Raw genomic sequence first — 18,712 nt, forward strand, 5'->3', positions numbered from 1 at the left:
TCACTTAGCGGGACTGAGCGATCACAAAGCATCTAGGAAGCTCAAGAATTTTAGATAATTTACCCACGAAGGCACGACGATTAAAAACGTCATATTTATTGCGTTCAATCTCGTCGAGGATCCCTCTATAAAGACGAAGAGAGGTCCAAACAGGCCAGCGAGCATCGGCAGATAACCAGCGCACTCCAGCTTCCGAGCGAACGAACCATTCTCTGGCACGGGCCAGTTGAAATGCCATCAGCTCAATCCAGGCATCATTGATCCTTCCAGCTAAAAGGTCCTCCTCACTGACACCAAAGCGGATCAGATCTTCCTGCGGCAGATAGATCCGTCCTCGGGCACGATCTTCTCCAACATCACGAAGAATATTAGTAAGTTGATTGGCAATCCCTAAAGCAACAGCTGCATCAGAAGGGTCGGGGCAATCACTCCAAGGCGCAGAAGTGTATGCCTCGTCAACACCCATCACTCCCTGGGTCATCAAGCCAACGGTTCCAGCAACGCGATAGCAGTAGAGCTTTAAATCTTCAAACGTGGGGTAGCGGGTCCAAGACAGATCCATCCGCTGGCCCTCGATCATGTCGAGGTAGGGCTGTATGCCCTGTGGAAATCTCTGCAAGGTGTCCAGCATCACCGCATCTAGATCATCTGAGACATGGCCGCTAAAGAGCTCTCTTGTTTTTTCTTCCCAACGGTCAAGTCGCTCGGCAAGCTCATCAACCGATCGAGATTGAGCCTCATCGCTGTCCATGAGCTCATCGGTCCGTCGACACCAGACGTAAATGGACCAGATTGCCCGTCGCTTCTCCAGTGGGAGGAGCAACGTGCCCAAATAAAACGTCTTTGCCCACTCAGCTGTCTCGCGGCGACAAGCCTCGAAGGCTGCATCGAGATCCGAAGCTGCGAGGGTCATGACTCAGGCCGAGACCGGCTCGCTGACAGAAGACGATGATGACAGTTGATCGCGCTTGCGGTCCACAGCTTCTGCGCAAAGTTTGCCGCTCAACACTGCCCCCTCCATGGAAGCCAAGTAACGCTGCATCGTATAATCGCCCGCCAAGAAAAAGTTTTTAATTGGGGTTGTTTGATCAGGCCGAAGCTGCTGACATCCAGGCGTAGTTTTATAGACAGACAGAGGAGTTTTTACAACTTTAGACTTGCGAAGCTTTGCGGGATTATCAGTTCCGAAATGCATTGGGAATAATTTCTTAAGCTCACCCATGGTCGCTTCAATAATATCCTCATCACTGCGGCCAATCCAATCCTTCGCAGGAGCGAATACAAGTTCAAGCATCGATCGGTCCGGATCTTCATACTCCTTACAAGCAATACTCATATCGGCGTACACACTTAGCAAGGGCGAACGACTGAAGAGCAAGTGATCAATGTCCGTAAGCTTTCGGTCAAACCAAAGATGAATATTGATCACCGGCACTCCGCGTAGACCATCCAACTTGCGAAAGACATCCATTTGTTGCCATGGCTCTGGTATCAACAGCTTGAAAGGATCCACAGGAAGTGCACTCACGTAAGCATCAGCAACGAGATCAAAACTTTCCTTACCCTTCACCCCTCCAATATGAAAAGCAGCAACGCTTCCATCAGCGTTGAGCTTGATCTCTCTTAATGGGCTATCCAGATGCACCTCACCTCCGAGCGATTGAACATGCTCCACAATCGGGTCACATAGACGCTCAGGAGGTGCTCCATCAAGAAATGCCATGCGGGAACCATTTTTTTCCTGCAGAAAGCGATTCAGGGCGGTCAACAACACTGTTGATGAAATTTCATCGGGATCAATGAAGTTCAAAGCCTTACTCATGGCAATGAAAACTTCATCATTAACGCGCTCAGGAATGTTGTGAAGCCTGAGCCATTCAGTCCAAGAATATTTATCGCACTCTTCGACATAACCCTGGCCTCTTAGCATGGCTGGGACCAGCCCGATGCCAAAACTAATTTTTTCTGGCCAAGACAGCATGTCATTGTTACCAAGAATTGCTGCAACACCATTCATAGGTGCCGGCAAATCTGGAAAGTCGAAGCGACTGTAAGTACCAGGCTCTTCTGGCTGATTAAAAATCATCGAATGGCTCTTCCATTGGAGCCTGTCCTCAATATCCAGTTCTTTAAACAACTGAAGCATGTTCGGGTAAGCCCCGAAAAAGATATGCAAGCCCGTTTCATACCAGTCGCCATCTTCGTCTTTCCAAGCCGCAACTTTCCCGCCAAGCACGTCCCTAGATTCCATAAGGATGGGGGTATGACCGGCGTCCGCCAGATATTTCGCGCAGGAGAGACCAGCCAGTCCTGCTCCCGCAATGGCGATACGCATGCTTCAGACCACAATTTGAAGACAACCTTAAAAGGATCACGGCCCGGTTCGCTTCCTAAAGTCTTCAGCAACCGCAAGCGCGGTGTCCTTACGCAATACAAGCCCCATGGCCGACACCCTGCTGAAGAGCACCACTCGCCACGTGCGTCTATTCACAGCTCGAGTCAATGACGGGCGGCTCATTCCAGACCCCAATCAGCTCACTCTCGACCTGGATCCAGACAACGAATTCCTATGGAATGACAGCTGCGTCCAGACGATTCAACAACGTTTTCGTGAGCTGGTAGAGGCCCATGCAGGTCAGCCTCTGAACGATTACAACCTGCGCCGGATCGGCTCAGAACTTGAGGGAAGCATTCGCCAGCTCCTACAGGCAGGCCAACTGAGCTACAACCCTGATTGCCGCGTTCTGAACTACTCCATGGGCCTGCCCCGCACCCCTGAACTGCTGTGAGCCGCTCCCCCTACGACCGTCCACGGGGCGGAACTCCACGTCGTCCTGACGAGCGCAGAGGAGGTCGTTACAGCCCTCCGCCAATGGGCAACAACGAGGGTGGGGATGGAGGCGGTCGTTTCAACACGACCAGAATTGCTGTCCTCGCTGGAGTTCTGGTGGTGGGAATCGGAATCGGCAGTGCTCTCACGAGCACAACGCAGGGAGATCAAGGCAACATCGCCAGCAGTGAGCAATTGGATTTAGCGGTACCAGACCCCGAATTTTGCAAGCAGTGGGGAGCAAGTGCCTTTGTGATGGACATTGAGATGTATACGACCATGAACCCATCCAGCAGCTTCGTGACGCAGCCCACGCTGCAACCAGGCTGCGTGATTCGCCGAGAGAACTGGGCCGTCTTACGCAAGGAAGGAGCGATCACCGCTGCTCAGGAACGGCAATGCAAACAAAGAATGAACACCTTCGCTTACATCGGCTCAGTGAGAGACAAACCTGCTGTTCGCTGCGTTTACCAAACTGATATCACTCAAAACAAATTTCTCACCAAAGGGATCGCCGACGACACTGTTGGTATCACCCCAGAAGCTGATCAGTTCTAAGAGGCGTCAAAAACTGTGGCTATGGGTTCTGGCCCTACGGCCGCAGCCCTTGGCTGACGCAAAGGACTATCGGCACTGGCAAACACCGGCAAAACATCACACCGAAAAGCTTCGGCCGCCCGTGAGCAATAACGCGCTGGATGGGTAATCAGCCTTAGCTGGCGCCTCACCTGCAGGCCCGCCACCAATGGCTTATGCAAACTGCCTGCTGTGAGCTCCCTCTCAATCGAGACCACCGGAAGGAAAGCGGCACCCAAGCCGGATTGCACAGCATTTTTGATGGCTTCAAGGGAATTGAGCTCCATCTCAATCCTCAATCTCTGCACATCCAAACCAGAACGAGCCAGAAGCTGGTCCACCATCTTCCGAGTGGTGGACTGGGCATCTAAACAAACAAATCCCAATCGATAGAGATCCTCCTTGCTGAGTTCGGGCAGGCGCGCGAGGGGATGCTTCACCGGAAGCACCAGCGCCAATTCATCACTGGCGTAAGGAACCACCTGAAGCAACTCATTCAACTCTGCAGGTAATTCGCCGCCGATAATGGCCAGATCGATCTGACCATTCGCCACGCTCCAGCCCGTTCGTCTCGTGCTGTGAACATGCAACTGAACTGCCACATCAGGAAATTTTTGCCGAAAGAGCCCAATCATTCGGGGCATCAGGTAAGTCCCCGTGGTTTGACTCGCCCCAACCACGAGAGATCCTCCCTTGAGGTTGTGCAAGTCATCCAAAGCACGACACGCCTCGTGGCACTGACTCAGAATTCGATCGCAATAGCTCAGTAGCAAGTGACCGGCTTCGGTGAGCTGGGCCTTGCGGCCGCCGCGGTCAAACAAAGACACCTCAAGCTGCTTCTCCAGGTTCTGGATCTGCAAACTGACCGCTGGCTGCGTGACGTAAAGACTGTCTGCAGCTTTTTTAAAGCTGCCTTCACTAACGATGGCGCGGAGGATACGAAGCTGATCCAGTGTGAAAGGCAGATCGGCCATAAGCGACAGCCGACCCGGCGGGGATAGCTCCAAAACTTTAGAGGGAAAGAGCCCACCGCCCTTCAGAATTACCCTCCACGCAGCAACTCTTTGGATGAGCTCCTAGGCGGCGGAATGCATCACTCCAGCTTGGTGATGCTGTTGCTGCTCTTCGTTTTCGCTGTGATTCACAGCGGTGGGGCTGCCCTTCGGACTCGTGCTGAAGCCAAAATCGGCGCCAGGGCCTGGCGAGTGCTATTCGCCGCATTGAGTATTCCCTCGGCGATTGTCGTGATCGGCTATTTCCTTGCCCATCGGTATGACGGCCTCAGGCTCTGGAATCTGCAAGGTGTACAGGGATTGGTGCCAGTGATCTGGGTGCTAACAGCCATCAGCTTTCTCTTTCTCTATCCAGCCACCTACAACCTGCTGGAAATCCCTGCTGTGCTGAAACCGCAAGTGCGTCTCTATGCCTCCGGCATCATCAGGATTAGCCGACACCCTCAGGCCGTTGGTCAGGTTCTCTGGTGCTTTAGCCATGCCCTTTGGATCGGAAGCAGCTTCATGGTCGTGACCTGCATCGGCCTGATCGGACATCACCTTTTCGCTGTGTGGCATGGAGACCGACGCTTAAAGGCTCGGTTTGGTGATGACTTCGTGAAGCTGAAACAAAGCACATCCGTACTGCCTTTCGCCGCTGTTCTTGATGGACGCCAGACCCTGATTTGGAGCGAGTTGCTGCGGCCAGCACAACTCGGCATCGCGATCGCTGTGGGAGTTTTTTGGTGGGCTCATCGCTTCATCTCCTTGGCAGGGATCGCGTTCCTTCACTCACGTCTTGAAGGGCTTTTGAGCTGAGCTGCCTACACTCAAACCACTCCGCTTCACTCGGATGCCTTCGGCTGCCGATTTCGCCTGGCTGATTCCAGTGCTCCCTCTTGTTGGGGCCTTGATCACAGGGCTTGGCCTGATCAGCTTCAATCGCACCATCAACCGGCTCAAAAAACCGGTGGCCTTGCTGCTAATCAGCTGCATTGGAGCTGCAGCGGTCATCAGCTATGCCGTTCTGTTCGAGCAGTTGGGTGGAGCTCCCCCGGTTGAGCATCTGTTCATCTGGGCGAGTGCTGGAGACTTCAGCCTTCCGATGGGGTACGTCGTCGACCCGCTGGCCGCTGTGATGCTCGCCTTGGTGACCACGGTGGCGCTGCTGGTGATGATTTACTCCCACGGCTACATGGCCCATGACAAGGGTTATGTGCGCTTCTTTACCTATCTGGCGATCTTCAGCAGCTCCATGTTGGGGCTCGTGGTCAGTCCCAACCTTCTGGAAATTTATGTGTTCTGGGAGCTGGTGGGGATGGCCTCTTACCTCTTGGTGGGCTTCTGGTACGACCGTGAAGGCGCAGCCCATGCGGCCCAGAAAGCGTTTGTCGTGAATCGTGTTGGTGATTTCGGACTCCTGCTCGGGATCCTCGGGCTCTATTGGGCCACGGGAAGCTTCGGATTCCAAGGCATTGCCGATGGATTATCAGCAGCCGTTAGCAGTGGCGTAGTGCCGGGATGGGCAGCGCTGGCTCTCTGCCTCTTCGTGTTTATGGGGCCAATGGCCAAGTCAGCCCAATTCCCTCTTCACGTTTGGCTGCCCGACGCCATGGAGGGACCCACACCGATCTCTGCCTTGATCCACGCGGCCACCATGGTCGCGGCAGGAGTTTTCCTTGTTGCCAGGTTGGAACCTCTCTACTCCCAGTTCCCTGCTGTAGGCACGTTCATCGCCGTGATTGGAACGATCACCTGCTTCCTAGGAGCCTCCATCGCTCTAACCCAGATGGATCTCAAAAAAGGACTTGCATACAGCACTGTCTCTCAGTTGGGATACATGATGCTGGCCATGGGCTGCGGTGCGCCCGTTGCGGGCATGTTCCACCTCGTGACCCATGCCTTCTTCAAGGCAATGTTGTTCCTTGGCTCGGGATCTGTGATCCATGCCATGGAAGATGTGGTGGGTCATGAACCTGTCCTCGCCCAAGACATGCGACTGATGGGTGGACTTCGAAAAAAGATGCCGATTACTGCCATCACGTTTTTGATCGGTTGTGTGGCCATTAGCGGCATCCCACCCCTGGCAGGCTTCTGGAGCAAAGATGAAATACTCGGCCAGGCCTTCAACAGTTACCCCCTGCTCTGGGCTGTTGGTTTTGCCACTGCGGGCATGACCGCCTTCTATATGTTCCGCCTCTACTTCCTCACCTTCGAGGGTGAGTTCCGAGGCAATGATTCAGCTCTACAACACGAGCTCATGGCGGCCGCAGGAAAGAACGTTGAGGAAGGTCACGATCACCACGGCGCAGGAAGTGTTCACGAGTCACCCTGGTCCATGACCCTTCCGCTCGCAGTTCTCGCGGTGCCCTCAGCGCTGATCGGCTTGCTCGGAACTCCCTGGAACAGTCGCTTTGCTGGGCTGCTGAATCCCGAAGAGGCAGCAGAAATGGCCGAACACTTCAGCTGGGGAGAATTCCTTCCACTCGCAGGAGCCTCCGTTGCGATTTCCGTAACCGGTCTGACGGTGGCCGTCCTCGCCTACGCCCTGCACCGAATCGACCTCGGCGAACTGGTTGCAGCTCGCTTCCCAACCATCAATGCCTTCCTGGCAAACAAATGGTATTTGGATGCCATTAACGAGAAATTGTTTGTCCGCAGCAGCCGAAAGCTGGCCCGTGAAGTCCTCGAAGTAGATGCAAAGGTTGTGGATGGCGTGGTGAATCTCACCGGACTGCTCACCCTGGGCAGTGGGGAAGGCCTCAAATACTTTGAAACCGGCAGAGCCCAGTTCTATGCACTCATCGTGTTCGGCGGAGTGATTGCCTTAGTGGTCCTCTTCGGAGTCCTGGGCTAAACGATCCTTTGATTCCGAAGCTTCAGGAATGGGGTTATGTGTGTCAACGCCTATCGAGTGGATGCGCGTTCGCCCAAGATTTCTACACTCCGTGCAGTGGTGAAAGACCTGTCCCGTGCTCGAATTTGCCGTAAGCGCACCCTTTGATCCGGCATTCGACATCTCAAGCGGTATCGTTCCGGCCACTTTCCCGTGGCTGAGCCTTTCGATCCTGTTCCCCATCATCGGGGCCTTCATCGTTCCATTCATTCCGGACGATGGTGATGGCAAACAGGTGCGCTGGTTTGCGCTCGGCATTGCTCTCACCACCTTCCTCATTACAGCGGGGGCTTATCTCACGGGATATGACCCCAGTTACAGCGGACTCCAGCTCTCGGAGCGGGTGAGCTGGCTGCCCAATCTCGGGCTGACCTGGGCGGTTGGGGCCGATGGGCTCTCGATGCCCCTGATCCTGCTGACGAGCTTCATCACAGCCTTGGCGGTCCTGGCCGCCTGGCCCGTGACCTTCAAACCCAAGCTGTTCTTCTTCTTGATCCTGGCGATGGATGGCGGCCAAATTGCCGTCTTCGCCGTCCAAGACATGCTGCTGTTCTTTCTCGCCTGGGAACTGGAGCTGCTTCCGGTTTATCTCTTACTGGCCATCTGGGGCGGAAAGAAACGTCAATATGCGGCGACAAAGTTCATTCTCTACACCGCTGGCAGTTCTCTGTTCATCCTGTTGGCGGCCCTCGCCATGGGCTTTTTTGGCGGTGGAGTCCCCAATTTTGAGTACAGCGTTCTCGCCCAAAAGGGTTTCAGTACTGGATTTCAGCTGCTCTGTTATGCGGGATTGTTGATTGCATTCGGGGTGAAATTACCGATCGTTCCACTCCACACCTGGCTGCCTGATGCCCATGGGGAGGCCACAGCGCCTGTGCACATGTTGCTGGCTGGCATTTTGCTGAAGATGGGTGGCTACGCGTTGATGCGCTTTAACGCCGAAATTCTCCCTGTAGCGCATGCCCAATTCGCACCCCTGCTGGTGGTGCTGGGAGTCGTGAACATCATTTATGCAGCGCTCACATCCTTCGCTCAACGCAATCTCAAACGCAAAATCGCTTACAGCTCCATCAGCCATATGGGCTTCGTGCTGATCGGCATCGGCAGCTTCAGCGAGCTAGGGACGAGTGGCGCCATGCTGCAAATGATCAGTCATGGACTGATCGGAGCCAGTCTGTTCTTCCTCGTGGGAGCCACATACGACCGGACCCACACCCTTCAGCTGGATGAGATGGGTGGCATTGGCCAAAAGATGCGCATCATGTTTGCCCTATGGACTGTTTGCTGCCTTGCCTCCCTTGCCCTGCCTGGCATGAGTGGATTTGTGAGCGAACTCATGGTCTTTGCAGGCTTTGCCACGGATGAGGCCTACACCCTCAGCTTCCGAATCGTGATTGATGGTCTGGCAGCCATTGGCGTGATCCTCACACCGATCTATTTGCTGTCGATGCTGAGAGAGATCTTCTTCGGGAAAGAAAACAGCGAACTCGTATCGCACTCCAATCTTGTCGATTCAGAACCCAGGGAGGTCTACATCATTGGTTGCCTGCTGGTTCCAATCATCGGCATCGGGCTCTACCCAAAGCTGATGACTGACAGCTACAGCAACACGATCTCAGCTCTTGTCGAGCGTGATGTCGTCGCGATGGAGAGGATCACACGACCAACAGCCCCTCTAATTCGCAGCACCTCCCTTGTGCCAGCGGTGTTCTCAGCACCAAAACTGACCCAGGCCAGCCAGCCCGTCTCGTAAAGAACTTCGTCCTTTCTCTGCGAATGCGATTCAGACACTGAATCGCTCCTTAATTTTCAGACGCCTGTCGCACACTCTGCTCTTTTCGCCATGCGTCAGATCAATTTCACTCTGATTTTCATCTTTGGCCTCGGCACGGTGTTTTTCACGTTGGAAAACACCAACCCCACCACGGTGACTGTCTTGCCGTGGATGCACTTCACCTTGCCTCTGGCCGCTCTTCTACTCCTATCAGGGGGTATCGGTGCTGTAGCAGCCTGGCTTTTTGCAAGCTGGAGCGGAATGCTCAACACCGTGGAGCGATTGGGCAAAGCCACTGAATTCGAAGCCCAGCAGGTTCGCATTCAAGAATTGGAAACCGATCTCGATCGCTACCGCTCAACGGTGCAAACCCAGCTAGGGCTCCTGCCCTCAGGCAGTAGTGACTCGGGCTCTACCTCAACGGAGACTCCCACTGTCGACATCGACTCAAAGTCCTAAAAAGTGAAAGCCTGACAGCCACAAAGCAGCGAATCTCCTGTGGGGACTGGCGTCCCCTGGATTGGACCGATACCTTTCCAACAGATTGAGGTTGTCTTTGTCTGATGCCGGCCTGACATCAAAAGCTGATGCCGGCGCCCGTCTCGCGATTCGTCTGCTCCAGGATGCTGCCCAAAGTGGCACTCTCGATCCTTGGGACGTCGACGTCATTTCAGTGGTAGACGGGTTTTTAGATCAACTCAGACAACGCATTGAAGTCCCCCGACGGGTTGCCGCTCAGCTGGGCCAACCGGGAGGAAGTTACGAACGCGATCTAGCCGAGAGCAGCGAAGCGTTTCTCGCTGCATCGGTGTTGGTGGGGCTCAAAGCGGAGGTGCTTGAAGCCAGCACCCTCCCTCCAGAACCAATGATGGAAGACGCTTTTGACCCTGACTTCATGGAGCAGGGTTGGCTGGATCCACGCTTCAATTTGCCGCGCCATCCTGAACGTCACCTTTTAAGGCGCCCTGTTGCGCCTCCTCCTTTGAGACGGCCGGTCACGCTGGGGGAACTGATCGAACAGCTGGAGACCATTGCTGAGCAATTAGAGACCGACGAACTCGACATGCGCCGGCGCCAGCGTCAGAAGCGCTTCAGCAATCGTGAGGCAATCGCCCAAGTAGCAGCGTTGGCCCACCGGGAAAAACTGCCTGAAACCACTGCCGCGCTAGGGGTGTTTTTAAAAGAATGGGAACAGGCCTTGCACTGGGTTGATTTCGAGTTTCTCGTCAGTCGCTGGGCAGAAGCAGCTGCGCCTGACCTCGACAAAGACCGCGTTGGCGTGTTCTGGGCTCTTTTATTCCTGTCCTCTCAAAGTCAGGTCGAACTGGAACAAGTTGGCTCGCTGCACGCACCCATTCGTTTAAAGCGTTTGCTCGTTGCCGGCGAAATCACTCAACTGCCGATCAACAGCCTCGAAGTGCCAGATATCACGCCGACCTTGCCGGCGATTGCCGCCTAATCACCCTCTTATGTTGATGACTACCTTTTCAAGCTTGGTACGTCCATGAAGGCCATGATCCTGGCCGCAGGCAAAGGAACCCGGGTGCAGCCGATCACGCATGTGATCCCGAAACCGATGATTCCGATCCTGCAGAAACCGGTGATGGAGTTCCTGCTGGAGCTTCTCAAAGAGCATGGTTTCACTGAGGTCATGGTCAACGTGTCTCACTTGGCCGAGGAAATCGAAAACTATTTCCGCGATGGCCAGCGTTTCGGCGTCGAAATCGCTTACAGCTTCGAGGGCAGTATTCAGGACGGCGAACTGATCGGTGACGCACTTGGTTCTGCGGGTGGTCTCAAAAAAATCCAAGATTTTCAAACCTTTTTTGATGACACCTTCGTGGTGTTATGTGGTGATGCCCTAATCGACCTCGACCTCACCGAGGCCGTTAGGCGACATCGCGCCAAAGGAGCTCTCGCCAGTCTTGTCACCAAAACGGTCCCGAAGGACCAGGTGAGCAGCTACGGCGTGGTAGTAAGCGATGACGACGGCAAAATCCAAGCCTTCCAAGAGAAACCCAGTGTTGAGGAAGCTTTAAGCGACACCATTAACACCGGCATCTATCTTTTCGAACCTGAGATTTTTGAGCACATTCCCTCTGGGACATCCTTCGACATTGGTGCCGATCTCTTCCCAACCTTGGTGAAGCAAGGAGCTCCGTTTTATGCCCTACCCATGGATTTTGAATGGGTCGATATCGGCAAAGTGCCTGATTACTGGCAAGCCATTCGCAGCGTTCTCCAGGGGGAAGTTCGCCAAGTTGGCGTTCCTGGGAAAGAGGTCAAACCAGGCCTGTTTACGGGCCTCAATGTGGCGGCCAATTGGGACAAAATCAACGTTGAAGGTCCTGTCTACGTGGGAGGGATGACCAAAATTGAAGATGGCGCCACGCTGATCGGTCCAACGATGATTGGCCCTAGCTGCTACATCTGCGAAGGCGCAACCATCGACAACTCGATCATTTTTGACTACTCCAGGATCGGGGCGGGCGTGCAACTGGTCGAGAAACTTGTGTTCGGCCGCTACTGCGTCGACAAAGAAGGGGATCACATTGATCTGCAAGAGGCTTCCCTCGATTGGTTGATCACCGATGCACGCCGCCAGGATTTGGTGGAGCCATCTCCTCAACAGAAAGCCATGGCAGAGCTCTTGGGCACCGATCTCACCCAGGCAAGCTGACGCCTGCTCGCTTCAATATCGCTGGAATGCGTTCCTCTGCTTTGATGGCCATCAAATGCACCCCTTGAGCTACCCCTAGGTATTGCTGAACCTGTTCAGCGGCGATTTGAATTCCCTCTGCCGCAGGGTCTGGCGCGGCCTCCAAGCGAGCGATCAGCCTGTCGGGAATGCAAGCACCTGGCACCATCCGATTAATAAAGGCTGCGTTGCGGGCCGACTTGAGCAAGAACACACCCGCTAGGACTGGCAGATCCATCGGCTCGGCTATTTCACGGCAAAACCGTTCCAACACAGCAGCATCCATCACCATCTGCGTCTGAATAAAACGTGCCCCAGCATTTTTTTTTCGCTCCATGCGGCGTATCAAGCCTGACCAGCTCGCACACTGAGGATCAGCCGCGGCTCCAGCGAAGATGTCAGTCGGGCCATCGGCAAGATCACCCTTTACCGGATCATCCCCGCGATTGAAGGCCGTGACCTGCTGAAGCAAACGCACAGATTCCAGTTCATTCACGGGGCGTGCTTTGGGCTGGTCACCAGCACGAACAGGGTCACCGGTGAGGCAAAGGAGATTACGGATCCCCAAAGCATGGGCACCCAAGAGATCCGCTTGAATCGCAATGCGATTGCGATCGCGACAGGCCATCTGCAGCACGGGCTCGATGCCTTCGTCCAACAGGAGGCGCGCTACGGCAAGACTGCTCATCCGCATGACTGCGCGACTGCCATCCGTGACATTGACGGCATGGACAAGACCCTTCAAGCCCTTGGCCATCTCAAGAACATGTGATGCGTCTCCACCCCGTGGAGGCATCACTTCAGCCGTAATGGTGACGGTCCCAGCCTTGAGGCTGCTTTGCAGCGCTGAACTCAAACGAATGAACGCTTCTGCAGGCCACTATGGAAGATCAGGTTCTCCATACCTGCTTAAGATACAAATCATGGTCCAAGAAGAATGGCCATCGGTGAGGTGCCCTGTTCAATGACTATTTCCCTCTCCAGCCGAGAAATTGAGATCATCGAACTGGTAGCCGAGGGGCTGACCAATCAAGAGATCGCTGAACGACTGACGATTAGCAAACGCACTGTCGACAACCACGTCAGCAACGTCTTTACCAAAACGGGCTCAAAAAATCGTGTGGCCTTACTGAACTGGGCAATGGATCACGGGAAAATCTGTCGTGACGGCTTCAATTGCTGCACCCTTCCTCCAGATGCCTCCGACGAGACCTGACCGGAAGCGGGACAGGAATTGGGATTTCTGTTAATGAGCAGCTCGCCAAAGGGAGACCAAACAAACTGGCGTAAGCGAGACAGGCCTCACGATCTAATCCTGTGAAACGCAGGATCCCATCAGAGTCGTAAAGACCGAGCATGCCGCTCCATTTGCGAACCATGCTCCAAATCTAAAGGAAATCAAAAGATTTTTTCGGTTTGCGGCCAATATTGGTCAATCCAATCCTGGGGCCACGTGCAAAACGGTTGGTGGGCGAGGGCTGCATTGCTCCAGCGCTGGTCTCCTGTGATTTCAAAACCACACCAGTCGGGAATGGTTAATGGGCTATCGGGGGAGTCGAGCTCAACCTCAGCCAGGATCAATGGTGAATTGCTTCCTTCAAAGCAATCAACAACCCAGTCGCCTCCTTCCAGTTGAAGGGAATAGCGCGTTTTAATCACGCGATGGGGGGCCAGCGCCCACAACTCCTCCGCATCCGTCGCCGGAATGTCGTATTCAAATTCATGGCGCGCGATCCCAGCGGCAGGAGCCTTCAACGTCAGCCATGCCCTGCCATCTGCGCGCAAACGCATGCGCACAGTGAATCCATCTGGCGAGGCTGACAAATACCCTTGACGCAGCGGTTGAGGGGGGCCTGCCGCAAGACGCCAACCGGGGTTTGTCACCAAGAATCGCCGTTCAATCTCCAGTGCCATCTCAGTTTGAGGAGGGGGCACTATCCAGCAAACTTCCCGCCCAGTGAAGTTTGCCGGACAGCGTTCGGTAGTAGGAGGGACTTTGCTCCAGTTGCACCATCAACGCGTGATGCGCAGCCTGCTGAATCACGCAGCATTCACCTGGACCAAAAACCTCTCCCGCAGCCCCATCCTTCCAAAGTTTCACCTGCCGGCTGGCATCACCCAAAGGCCAAATCACAACCCTGGATCGAGGCGGCAACACCACGGTGCGACTCGACAAACTCATCGGACAAATCGGACTGACGACAATCGCATCAATCCCTGGATGCAAGATCGGGCCGCCCGCCGCCATCGCATAACCCGTGGAGCCCGTAGGCGAGGCCAAAATCAAGCCATCTCCTCGGACTTGGTCAACAACCTCACCATCAATCTCCATTTCAAGAATGCAGGTTGGAGACAAATCTTCGTGATGAGGCTTGAGGTAAAGGTCATTCAATGCCCAGTGAATCTCCTGATGGTCCTTGAGACCATCGTCTGCACCAGAGGCCTCCTTAGAACCATGGAGATCCCCCAGGCGTTGGATCACAGCCTGCAACATCATTCGCCGTTCTAAAGCGAAACGATCTTCCAGCACGCGCTGCCACAGTCCCTCACTCCGCAGCAAACCGGGATCATGGGTCAGGAAGCCAAGATGGCCTCCCACATTGAAACTCAGAATCGGGACATCCAGAACCGCGAGATGTCTGGCAGCACCAAGGACAGTTCCATCACCACCAAGCACCACCGCCAGATCCGGTAGCCGAGGCTCAGAGGCCAGCAACCCTGGAAAAGGGTCTGCAGTCAGACCACTCATCGCCAGGACAGTTGTCACACCGCACGTCTCAAGCTCATCGGCACAGCGACGAGCTTCTTTCAACGCTAGTGGGCTATCTGCGCGATAAATCAGCCAGACCCGTTGAAGGCGCATAACAGCGTGTCGTCTTTACCAGCGCAACAGATTGAAGCGTTCCATGTCCACAGTGACTCTGTTTCGATACAGCGACAACAAGATCGCCAGACCAACTGCAGCCTCAGCTGCTGCAACTGTGATCACAAACACCGAGAACACCTGGCCACGAATGAGTTGGCCGTCGACGTAGGAAGAAAACGCCATCAGATTGATGTTCACTGCATTGAGCATCAACTCAATGCTCATCAACACCCGAACAGCATTACGACTGTTGATGAGACCCCAGACCCCCGTACAAAACAGAACTGCTGCCAACAGCAGGTAAGCCTGGAGAGGAACGGAACCGGAAAGAAGCTCAGAGAGCATCACAAATAAAGGAGAAAGAATTCAGGCGCGAGGCTGGTCAACAAGTAATGGAGTGCGTGCCTTCTCAATCAGTCCCTGATCAACCTCTTGACCGGTGACAGGATCCACGGATTGAACGTCACGACGGGCCAGAACAATTGCTCCAATCATGGCCATCAACAATAAAACGGATGCCAACTCAAAAGGCAGTAAGTAATCGGTGAACAAGTGCTCACCAATTCGTACGGTTGCATCCTCCCCAATCGGGGCTGGGCCCTTGGTCCAAGGAGTGGTGACTACAACGCGGGTCAAAAGAGCAAACAGACCCACGCACACACCACCGGACAGAAGACGACGTATGGGAAGTCCGGGAATCGGAGCCAGATTCTCCTTCTTGTTGACCAACATGATCGCGAACAGGATCAAGACGTTCACAGCACCCACGTAGACCAGCACCTGGGCCGCTGCCACAAAACTGGCGTTGAGCAGGAGATAAAGACCTGCCACTGCCAGAAAGACTCCACCGAGGAGGAAGGCCGAATAAACAATGTTGCTCAAGAGAACAACACCGAGAGCTCCCAGAACGATGACGGCACTCAGAGCCAAAAAACAAATGAGCTGCGTTGACGCGGCGATCGTCATCCTGCGCTCTCCTCCTCATTGGAAGCTGATGAGGATGATTCTCTCTCATCCTCTGCAGCCTTCATGGATCCAGCCGCTTTGAGTTCCTCGAGGATTTGCTCAGGGAGTTTGCCGGCTCGGGGACGGTCAGGAGAAACGCCATGGGGCTGAACTTCCCCAGCAGGCAAATACACCAGTTCCCGCAATGGCTGAACCGATGGATCTGTCGTCACGCTGGTCGGTAAGCGGCCTAACGCAACGTTGTCGTAGTTCAGGCTATGGCGATCGAAGGCTGCCAATTCATATTCTTCAGTCATCGATAAGCAATTGGTGGGGCAGTACTCGACGCAGTTGCCACAGAAAATACAAACCCCGAAATCAATCGAATAATTGCGTAGCTCTTTTTTCTTCGTTTCCTTGTTCATCACCCAATCAACCACTGGAAGATTGATGGGACACACCCGCACACAGACCTCACAAGCAATGCACTTGTCGAACTCGTAATGAATGCGTCCTCGATACCGCTCCGAGGGGATCAGCTTTTCGTAGGGGTATTGCACCGTGACCGGACGGCGCTTCATGTGGTCGAAGGTGACCGACAGGCCTTGCGTGAGATTACGGGCCGCATCCACTGCATCCCTGGTGTAATCACCAACCTGTTGAAGGAAGCCAAACATGGTGTGGAATCGGGGAAGTGAACGATCGAGGAATCAAAGCCCGGCTTTCATGATGCCGCCGGGAAGGGGGAGCTGACGAGATCAGCCGCCAAAAGCAACCGGGAAGGCCAGCTTGAGGGCTGCTGTGACCAGGAGGTTGACCAAGGCGAGAGGCAACAGGAATTTCCAGCCAAGATCCAACAGCTGATCAATCCTGACCCGTGGAGTGGTCCAACGCAAAAGAATCGCGATAAAGACCAGCAGATAGGCCTTCAAGACAGTCATCACAATGCCCACGGCGCCTGTGATCAACTGAACCAAAGGCGCATCAATGGGCTGACCTAACCAGGAAGCAAGCCATTCAACAGGGATTGGGAAGCTCCAACCACCTAAATAAAGGATGGAGACGAGGAGAGCAGAAAGAACGAGATTGATGTAGCTGCCCAGGTAGAAGAGGGCAAATTTCATCCCCGAGTATTCCGTCTGATAGCCAGCGACGAGCTCTTCCTCAGCTTCCGGAAGGTCAAAAGGGAGACGCTCACATTCCGCAAGCGCACAGATCCAGAAAATCAGGAAACCAACCGGCTGGCGCCAGATGTTCCAACTCAAGACCCCAGCGCCGGTTTGTTGATTAACGATATCGACGGTGCTTAAGGAATTGCTCATCATCACGACGGCCAGTACGGCCAACGCGAGAGGGATTTCATAACTGATCGACTGGGCTGCGGCACGGAGACCACCCAACAACGAATATTTGTTATTTGAGGCGTAGCCACTCATCAAAAGCCCAATGGGCTGAACGCTGCTGAGCGAGATCCAAAGAAAAATGCCAACGCCCACATCGCTGATCAACAGGTTCTGACCGAAGGGCACGATCAACCAGGACAAAATGACCGGAACCACCACCAGCACAGGGCCGAGAGTGAAGAGAATGCTGTCTGCGCGATCCGGAATGATGTCTTCCTTGACGAGCAGCTTGAGCCCATCGGCAAGAGGCTGAAGAACGCCCAGAGCTCCGGCATATTCAGGACCAACCCTTTGCTGCACGGCTGCAGAAATTTTTCGTTCAAGCCAAACCGTGACCAGAACCCCTACAACAGCGGCCACAAGGACCAGCAACATCGGGAAGGGAAGCCAGAGCATGCGTGCAGCCTGGGCCGAGAGTCCAAACCCCTCCAGTGCCTGACTGAAGCTCTGCTCAAGATCAAGACCCGGGCTCACCAGAGCCGGCGCGGTGGTGGCGAGGGTAGTCACCATGGTCGGAGAAGAGATAGATGCAACTTAAGCGCCCGCGGCATTCACCCGCTGATCCGCAGGGACCCAATGACGCATGGACGTACCGGTATAAATCTGAGAAGGGCGGAAAATTCGATTCGCACCGAGCTGCTCCCTCCAGTGAGCCAGCCAACCAGCGACGCGGGAAATCGCAAACACAGGGGTGAACAGATCTCTAGGAATTCCAAGCTTCCTGTACACAAGGCCTGAATAAAAATCAACGTTGGGATAAATCCCCTTAGGCCCGAGTCGAGTGGCGGCAGCCGTCTCAAGGGCATGGGCCACGTCGTAGAGCTCGTCGTGACCAAACCGAGCAAACAACTCCTCAGCCAATGACTGAAGGATCACCGCCCGCGGGTCTTTGACTTTGTACTCACGGTGACCAAAACCCATCACTTTGCGTTTGCTCGCCACGGCTGACTCGAGGTAGGAGTCGGCCTGTTCCGGAGTCCCAATCTCCTCCAACATCGCAAGCACATCTTCGTTAGCTCCACCATGGAGAGGGCCTGCCAAAGTTCCTACTGCCGATGCCACGACGGCGTAAGGGTCAGTCAACGTGCTTGCCGTCACCCTGGCGCTGAACGTGCTGGCATTAAGACTGTGCTCAGCGTGAAGGATCAAGCAGCGATCAAAGATTCGAGACGCGAGAGGATCGGGCTCTTGCTCCGTGAGCATGTACAAGAAGTTGGCTGAGTAAGCCAAGTCGTCGCGGGGCTGGATTGGATCCTGGCCTTTACGAATCAACTGGAAGGCCGCCACCATTGTTGGGATCTTGGCGATCAGCCTGACAACAGCGTCATAGATGTACTGGGGATCATCAATGGCCCGACGGGAATAAAAGAGTCCCAGAGAGGCCGCGCTCGATTGAAGAGCATCCATCGGATGCCCGTTGGCAGGAAAGCACTTCATCATGTCGCGCACCCGAAAGCTGACGCGACGATGCATTTGCACTTCGTGCTCGAAATCTCGAAATTGCTGAGGTGTCGGTAGTTCACCCCAGATCAACAAATACGTGGTCTCCAGAAAACTGCTGTGGACCGCGAGGTCATCTAGGGAGTAGCCCCGATAGGAAAGGCGCCCCTGCAGTCCGTCAATGTCACAAATTGAGGATTGGGTGGCGGGAACACCCTCCAGACCAGGTCTGAACACCAACCCCGTGCGTTCATGCCGGATTTCAGGACCGCCGGTCTGATTCACCACCACC

General features: G+C 54.5%; 20 protein-coding genes. 9 read left to right on the forward strand and 11 right to left on the reverse strand.

Translation table 11 applies throughout. The features are described 5' to 3' along the window. Nucleotides 1-4: 4 nt before the first annotated feature. Together SIC18_RS01380 and pds are read right to left on the reverse strand one after the other, a co-directional pair. Nucleotides 5-913, reverse strand: a complete 909-nt coding sequence (locus SIC18_RS01380; protein ID WP_413429971.1) for a phytoene synthase — start codon at nt 911-913, stop codon at nt 5-7. Between the two features lie 3 nt (nt 914-916). Further along, nucleotides 917-2,335 carry a 15-cis-phytoene desaturase gene (gene pds / locus SIC18_RS01385; RefSeq protein ID WP_250395580.1) on the reverse strand — a complete coding sequence of 473 codons (1,419 nt, stop codon included), beginning with the start codon at nt 2,333-2,335 and terminating at the stop codon, nt 917-919. A gap of 106 nt (nt 2,336-2,441) precedes the next feature. Between pds and SIC18_RS01390 the strand changes: the two genes are divergently transcribed. Together SIC18_RS01390 and SIC18_RS01395 are read left to right on the forward strand one after the other, a co-directional pair. After that, the gene (locus tag SIC18_RS01390) at nt 2,442-2,789 is read left to right on the forward strand and encodes an NAD(P)H-quinone oxidoreductase subunit M (RefSeq protein WP_048348346.1); all 348 of its coding nucleotides are present in this window, start codon (nt 2,442-2,444) and stop codon (nt 2,787-2,789) included. Continuing rightward, the gene (locus tag SIC18_RS01395) at nt 2,786-3,388 is read left to right on the forward strand and encodes a DUF3172 domain-containing protein (protein WP_048347359.1); all 603 of its coding nucleotides are present in this window, start codon (nt 2,786-2,788) and stop codon (nt 3,386-3,388) included. Before SIC18_RS01390 ends, SIC18_RS01395 begins: the two co-directional genes overlap by 4 nt. Here the strand turns inward: SIC18_RS01395 and SIC18_RS01400 are convergent. Then, the gene (locus SIC18_RS01400; RefSeq protein ID WP_048347360.1) at nt 3,385-4,380 is read right to left on the reverse strand and encodes a LysR family transcriptional regulator; all 996 of its coding nucleotides are present in this window, start codon (nt 4,378-4,380) and stop codon (nt 3,385-3,387) included. The genes SIC18_RS01395 and SIC18_RS01400 overlap by 4 nt on opposite strands. Nucleotides 4,381-4,494: 114 nt before the next feature. Between SIC18_RS01400 and SIC18_RS01405 the strand changes: the two genes are divergently transcribed. The 6 genes from SIC18_RS01405 to SIC18_RS01430 all read left to right on the forward strand — a co-directional run bounded on the left by SIC18_RS01405 (nt 4,495) and on the right by SIC18_RS01430 (nt 11,748). Continuing rightward, nucleotides 4,495-5,217 (forward strand): NnrU family protein, encoded by a 723-nt coding sequence (locus SIC18_RS01405; protein ID WP_048348347.1) that lies wholly within the window; start codon nt 4,495-4,497, stop codon nt 5,215-5,217. 34 nt (nt 5,218-5,251) lie between these two features. Then, complete coding sequence (locus SIC18_RS01410) at nt 5,252-7,255, forward strand: NAD(P)H-quinone oxidoreductase subunit 5 (protein ID WP_413429972.1); 2,004 nt, start codon at nt 5,252-5,254, stop codon at nt 7,253-7,255. Between the two features lie 115 nt (nt 7,256-7,370). Then, nucleotides 7,371-9,047, forward strand: a complete 1,677-nt coding sequence (locus SIC18_RS01415; protein ID WP_048347362.1) for an NAD(P)H-quinone oxidoreductase subunit 4 — start codon at nt 7,371-7,373, stop codon at nt 9,045-9,047. 90 nt (nt 9,048-9,137) lie between these two features. Further along, nucleotides 9,138-9,527 (forward strand): lipopolysaccharide assembly protein LapA domain-containing protein, encoded by a 390-nt coding sequence (locus tag SIC18_RS01420; RefSeq protein WP_048347363.1) that lies wholly within the window; start codon nt 9,138-9,140, stop codon nt 9,525-9,527. 97 nt (nt 9,528-9,624) lie between these two features. Further along, a complete protein-coding gene (locus tag SIC18_RS01425; RefSeq protein WP_048347364.1) occupies nt 9,625-10,527 on the forward strand; it encodes a segregation/condensation protein A in 903 nt (300 codons plus the stop codon). Between the two features lie 45 nt (nt 10,528-10,572). After that, nucleotides 10,573-11,748, forward strand: coding sequence for a nucleotidyltransferase family protein (locus SIC18_RS01430; protein WP_048347365.1), 1,176 nt, complete (start codon nt 10,573-10,575; stop codon nt 11,746-11,748). Here the strand turns inward: SIC18_RS01430 and SIC18_RS01435 are convergent. Beyond that, nucleotides 11,732-12,622, reverse strand: a complete 891-nt coding sequence (locus SIC18_RS01435; protein ID WP_048347366.1) for a methylenetetrahydrofolate reductase — start codon at nt 12,620-12,622, stop codon at nt 11,732-11,734. The two genes, SIC18_RS01430 and SIC18_RS01435, sit on opposite strands and share 17 nt — an antisense overlap. An 81-nt stretch (nt 12,623-12,703) precedes the next feature. Between SIC18_RS01435 and SIC18_RS01440 the strand changes: the two genes are divergently transcribed. After that, on the forward strand, nt 12,704-12,982 hold the full coding sequence (locus tag SIC18_RS01440) for a helix-turn-helix domain-containing protein (RefSeq protein ID WP_048347367.1): 279 nt from the start codon (nt 12,704-12,706) through the stop codon (nt 12,980-12,982). A gap of 182 nt (nt 12,983-13,164) precedes the next feature. On the opposite strand, the gene SIC18_RS01445 is transcribed toward SIC18_RS01440, so the two are convergent. The 7 genes from SIC18_RS01445 to SIC18_RS01475 form a co-directional block, all read right to left on the reverse strand. Further along, a complete protein-coding gene (locus SIC18_RS01445) occupies nt 13,165-13,680 on the reverse strand; it encodes a CYTH domain-containing protein (RefSeq protein WP_048347368.1) in 516 nt (171 codons plus the stop codon). A gap of 1 nt (nt 13,681) precedes the next feature. Then, nucleotides 13,682-14,629, reverse strand: coding sequence for an NAD(+) kinase (locus tag SIC18_RS01450; RefSeq protein WP_413429973.1), 948 nt, complete (start codon nt 14,627-14,629; stop codon nt 13,682-13,684). Between the two features lie 15 nt (nt 14,630-14,644). After that, nucleotides 14,645-14,977 carry an NADH-quinone oxidoreductase subunit NuoK gene (gene nuoK / locus SIC18_RS01455; protein ID WP_006854001.1) on the reverse strand — a complete coding sequence of 111 codons (333 nt, stop codon included), beginning with the start codon at nt 14,975-14,977 and terminating at the stop codon, nt 14,645-14,647. 21 nt (nt 14,978-14,998) lie between these two features. Next, a complete protein-coding gene (locus SIC18_RS01460; RefSeq protein ID WP_048347371.1) occupies nt 14,999-15,598 on the reverse strand; it encodes an NADH-quinone oxidoreductase subunit J in 600 nt (199 codons plus the stop codon). Then, on the reverse strand, nt 15,595-16,254 hold the full coding sequence (gene ndhI, locus SIC18_RS01465; protein WP_048347372.1) for an NAD(P)H-quinone oxidoreductase subunit I: 660 nt from the start codon (nt 16,252-16,254) through the stop codon (nt 15,595-15,597). Before ndhI ends, SIC18_RS01460 begins: the two co-directional genes overlap by 4 nt. Before the next feature lie 81 nt (nt 16,255-16,335). Further along, nucleotides 16,336-17,454, reverse strand: a complete 1,119-nt coding sequence (gene nuoH / locus SIC18_RS01470; protein ID WP_413430480.1) for an NADH-quinone oxidoreductase subunit NuoH — start codon at nt 17,452-17,454, stop codon at nt 16,336-16,338. 60 nt (nt 17,455-17,514) lie between these two features. Further along, nucleotides 17,515-18,711, reverse strand: a complete 1,197-nt coding sequence (locus SIC18_RS01475; RefSeq protein WP_157028671.1) for a citrate synthase — start codon at nt 18,709-18,711, stop codon at nt 17,515-17,517. Between the last annotated feature and the right edge of the window lies 1 nt (nt 18,712).

The organism is Synechococcus sp. Cu2B8-bc1011, assembly GCF_047302735.1.
Classification (GTDB): domain Bacteria; phylum Cyanobacteriota; class Cyanobacteriia; order PCC-6307; family Cyanobiaceae; genus Synechococcus_C.

What these genes read in the sequence shown, in the direction of transcription:
- SIC18_RS01380 (WP_413429971.1), bottom strand. Translation starts at nt 913, where the DNA reads ATGACCCTCGCAGCTTCGGATCTCGATGCAGCCTTCGAGGCTTGTCGC.
- pds (WP_250395580.1), bottom strand. Translation starts at nt 2,335, where the DNA reads ATGCGTATCGCCATTGCGGGAGCAGGACTGGCTGGTCTCTCCTGCGCG.
- SIC18_RS01390 (WP_048348346.1), top strand. Translation starts at nt 2,442, where the DNA reads ATGGCCGACACCCTGCTGAAGAGCACCACTCGCCACGTGCGTCTATTC.
- SIC18_RS01400 (WP_048347360.1), bottom strand. Translation starts at nt 4,380, where the DNA reads ATGGCCGATCTGCCTTTCACACTGGATCAGCTTCGTATCCTCCGCGCC.
- SIC18_RS01405 (WP_048348347.1), top strand. Translation starts at nt 4,495, where the DNA reads ATGCATCACTCCAGCTTGGTGATGCTGTTGCTGCTCTTCGTTTTCGCT.
- SIC18_RS01410 (WP_413429972.1), top strand. Translation starts at nt 5,252, where the DNA reads ATGCCTTCGGCTGCCGATTTCGCCTGGCTGATTCCAGTGCTCCCTCTT.
- SIC18_RS01420 (WP_048347363.1), top strand. Translation starts at nt 9,138, where the DNA reads ATGCGTCAGATCAATTTCACTCTGATTTTCATCTTTGGCCTCGGCACG.
- SIC18_RS01430 (WP_048347365.1), top strand. Translation starts at nt 10,573, where the DNA reads ATGAAGGCCATGATCCTGGCCGCAGGCAAAGGAACCCGGGTGCAGCCG.
- SIC18_RS01440 (WP_048347367.1), top strand. Translation starts at nt 12,704, where the DNA reads ATGGCCATCGGTGAGGTGCCCTGTTCAATGACTATTTCCCTCTCCAGC.
- SIC18_RS01445 (WP_048347368.1), bottom strand. Translation starts at nt 13,680, where the DNA reads ATGGCACTGGAGATTGAACGGCGATTCTTGGTGACAAACCCCGGTTGG.
- SIC18_RS01450 (WP_413429973.1), bottom strand. Translation starts at nt 14,629, where the DNA reads ATGCGCCTTCAACGGGTCTGGCTGATTTATCGCGCAGATAGCCCACTA.
- nuoK (WP_006854001.1), bottom strand. Translation starts at nt 14,977, where the DNA reads ATGCTCTCTGAGCTTCTTTCCGGTTCCGTTCCTCTCCAGGCTTACCTG.
- SIC18_RS01460 (WP_048347371.1), bottom strand. Translation starts at nt 15,598, where the DNA reads ATGACGATCGCCGCGTCAACGCAGCTCATTTGTTTTTTGGCTCTGAGT.
- ndhI (WP_048347372.1), bottom strand. Translation starts at nt 16,254, where the DNA reads ATGTTTGGCTTCCTTCAACAGGTTGGTGATTACACCAGGGATGCAGTG.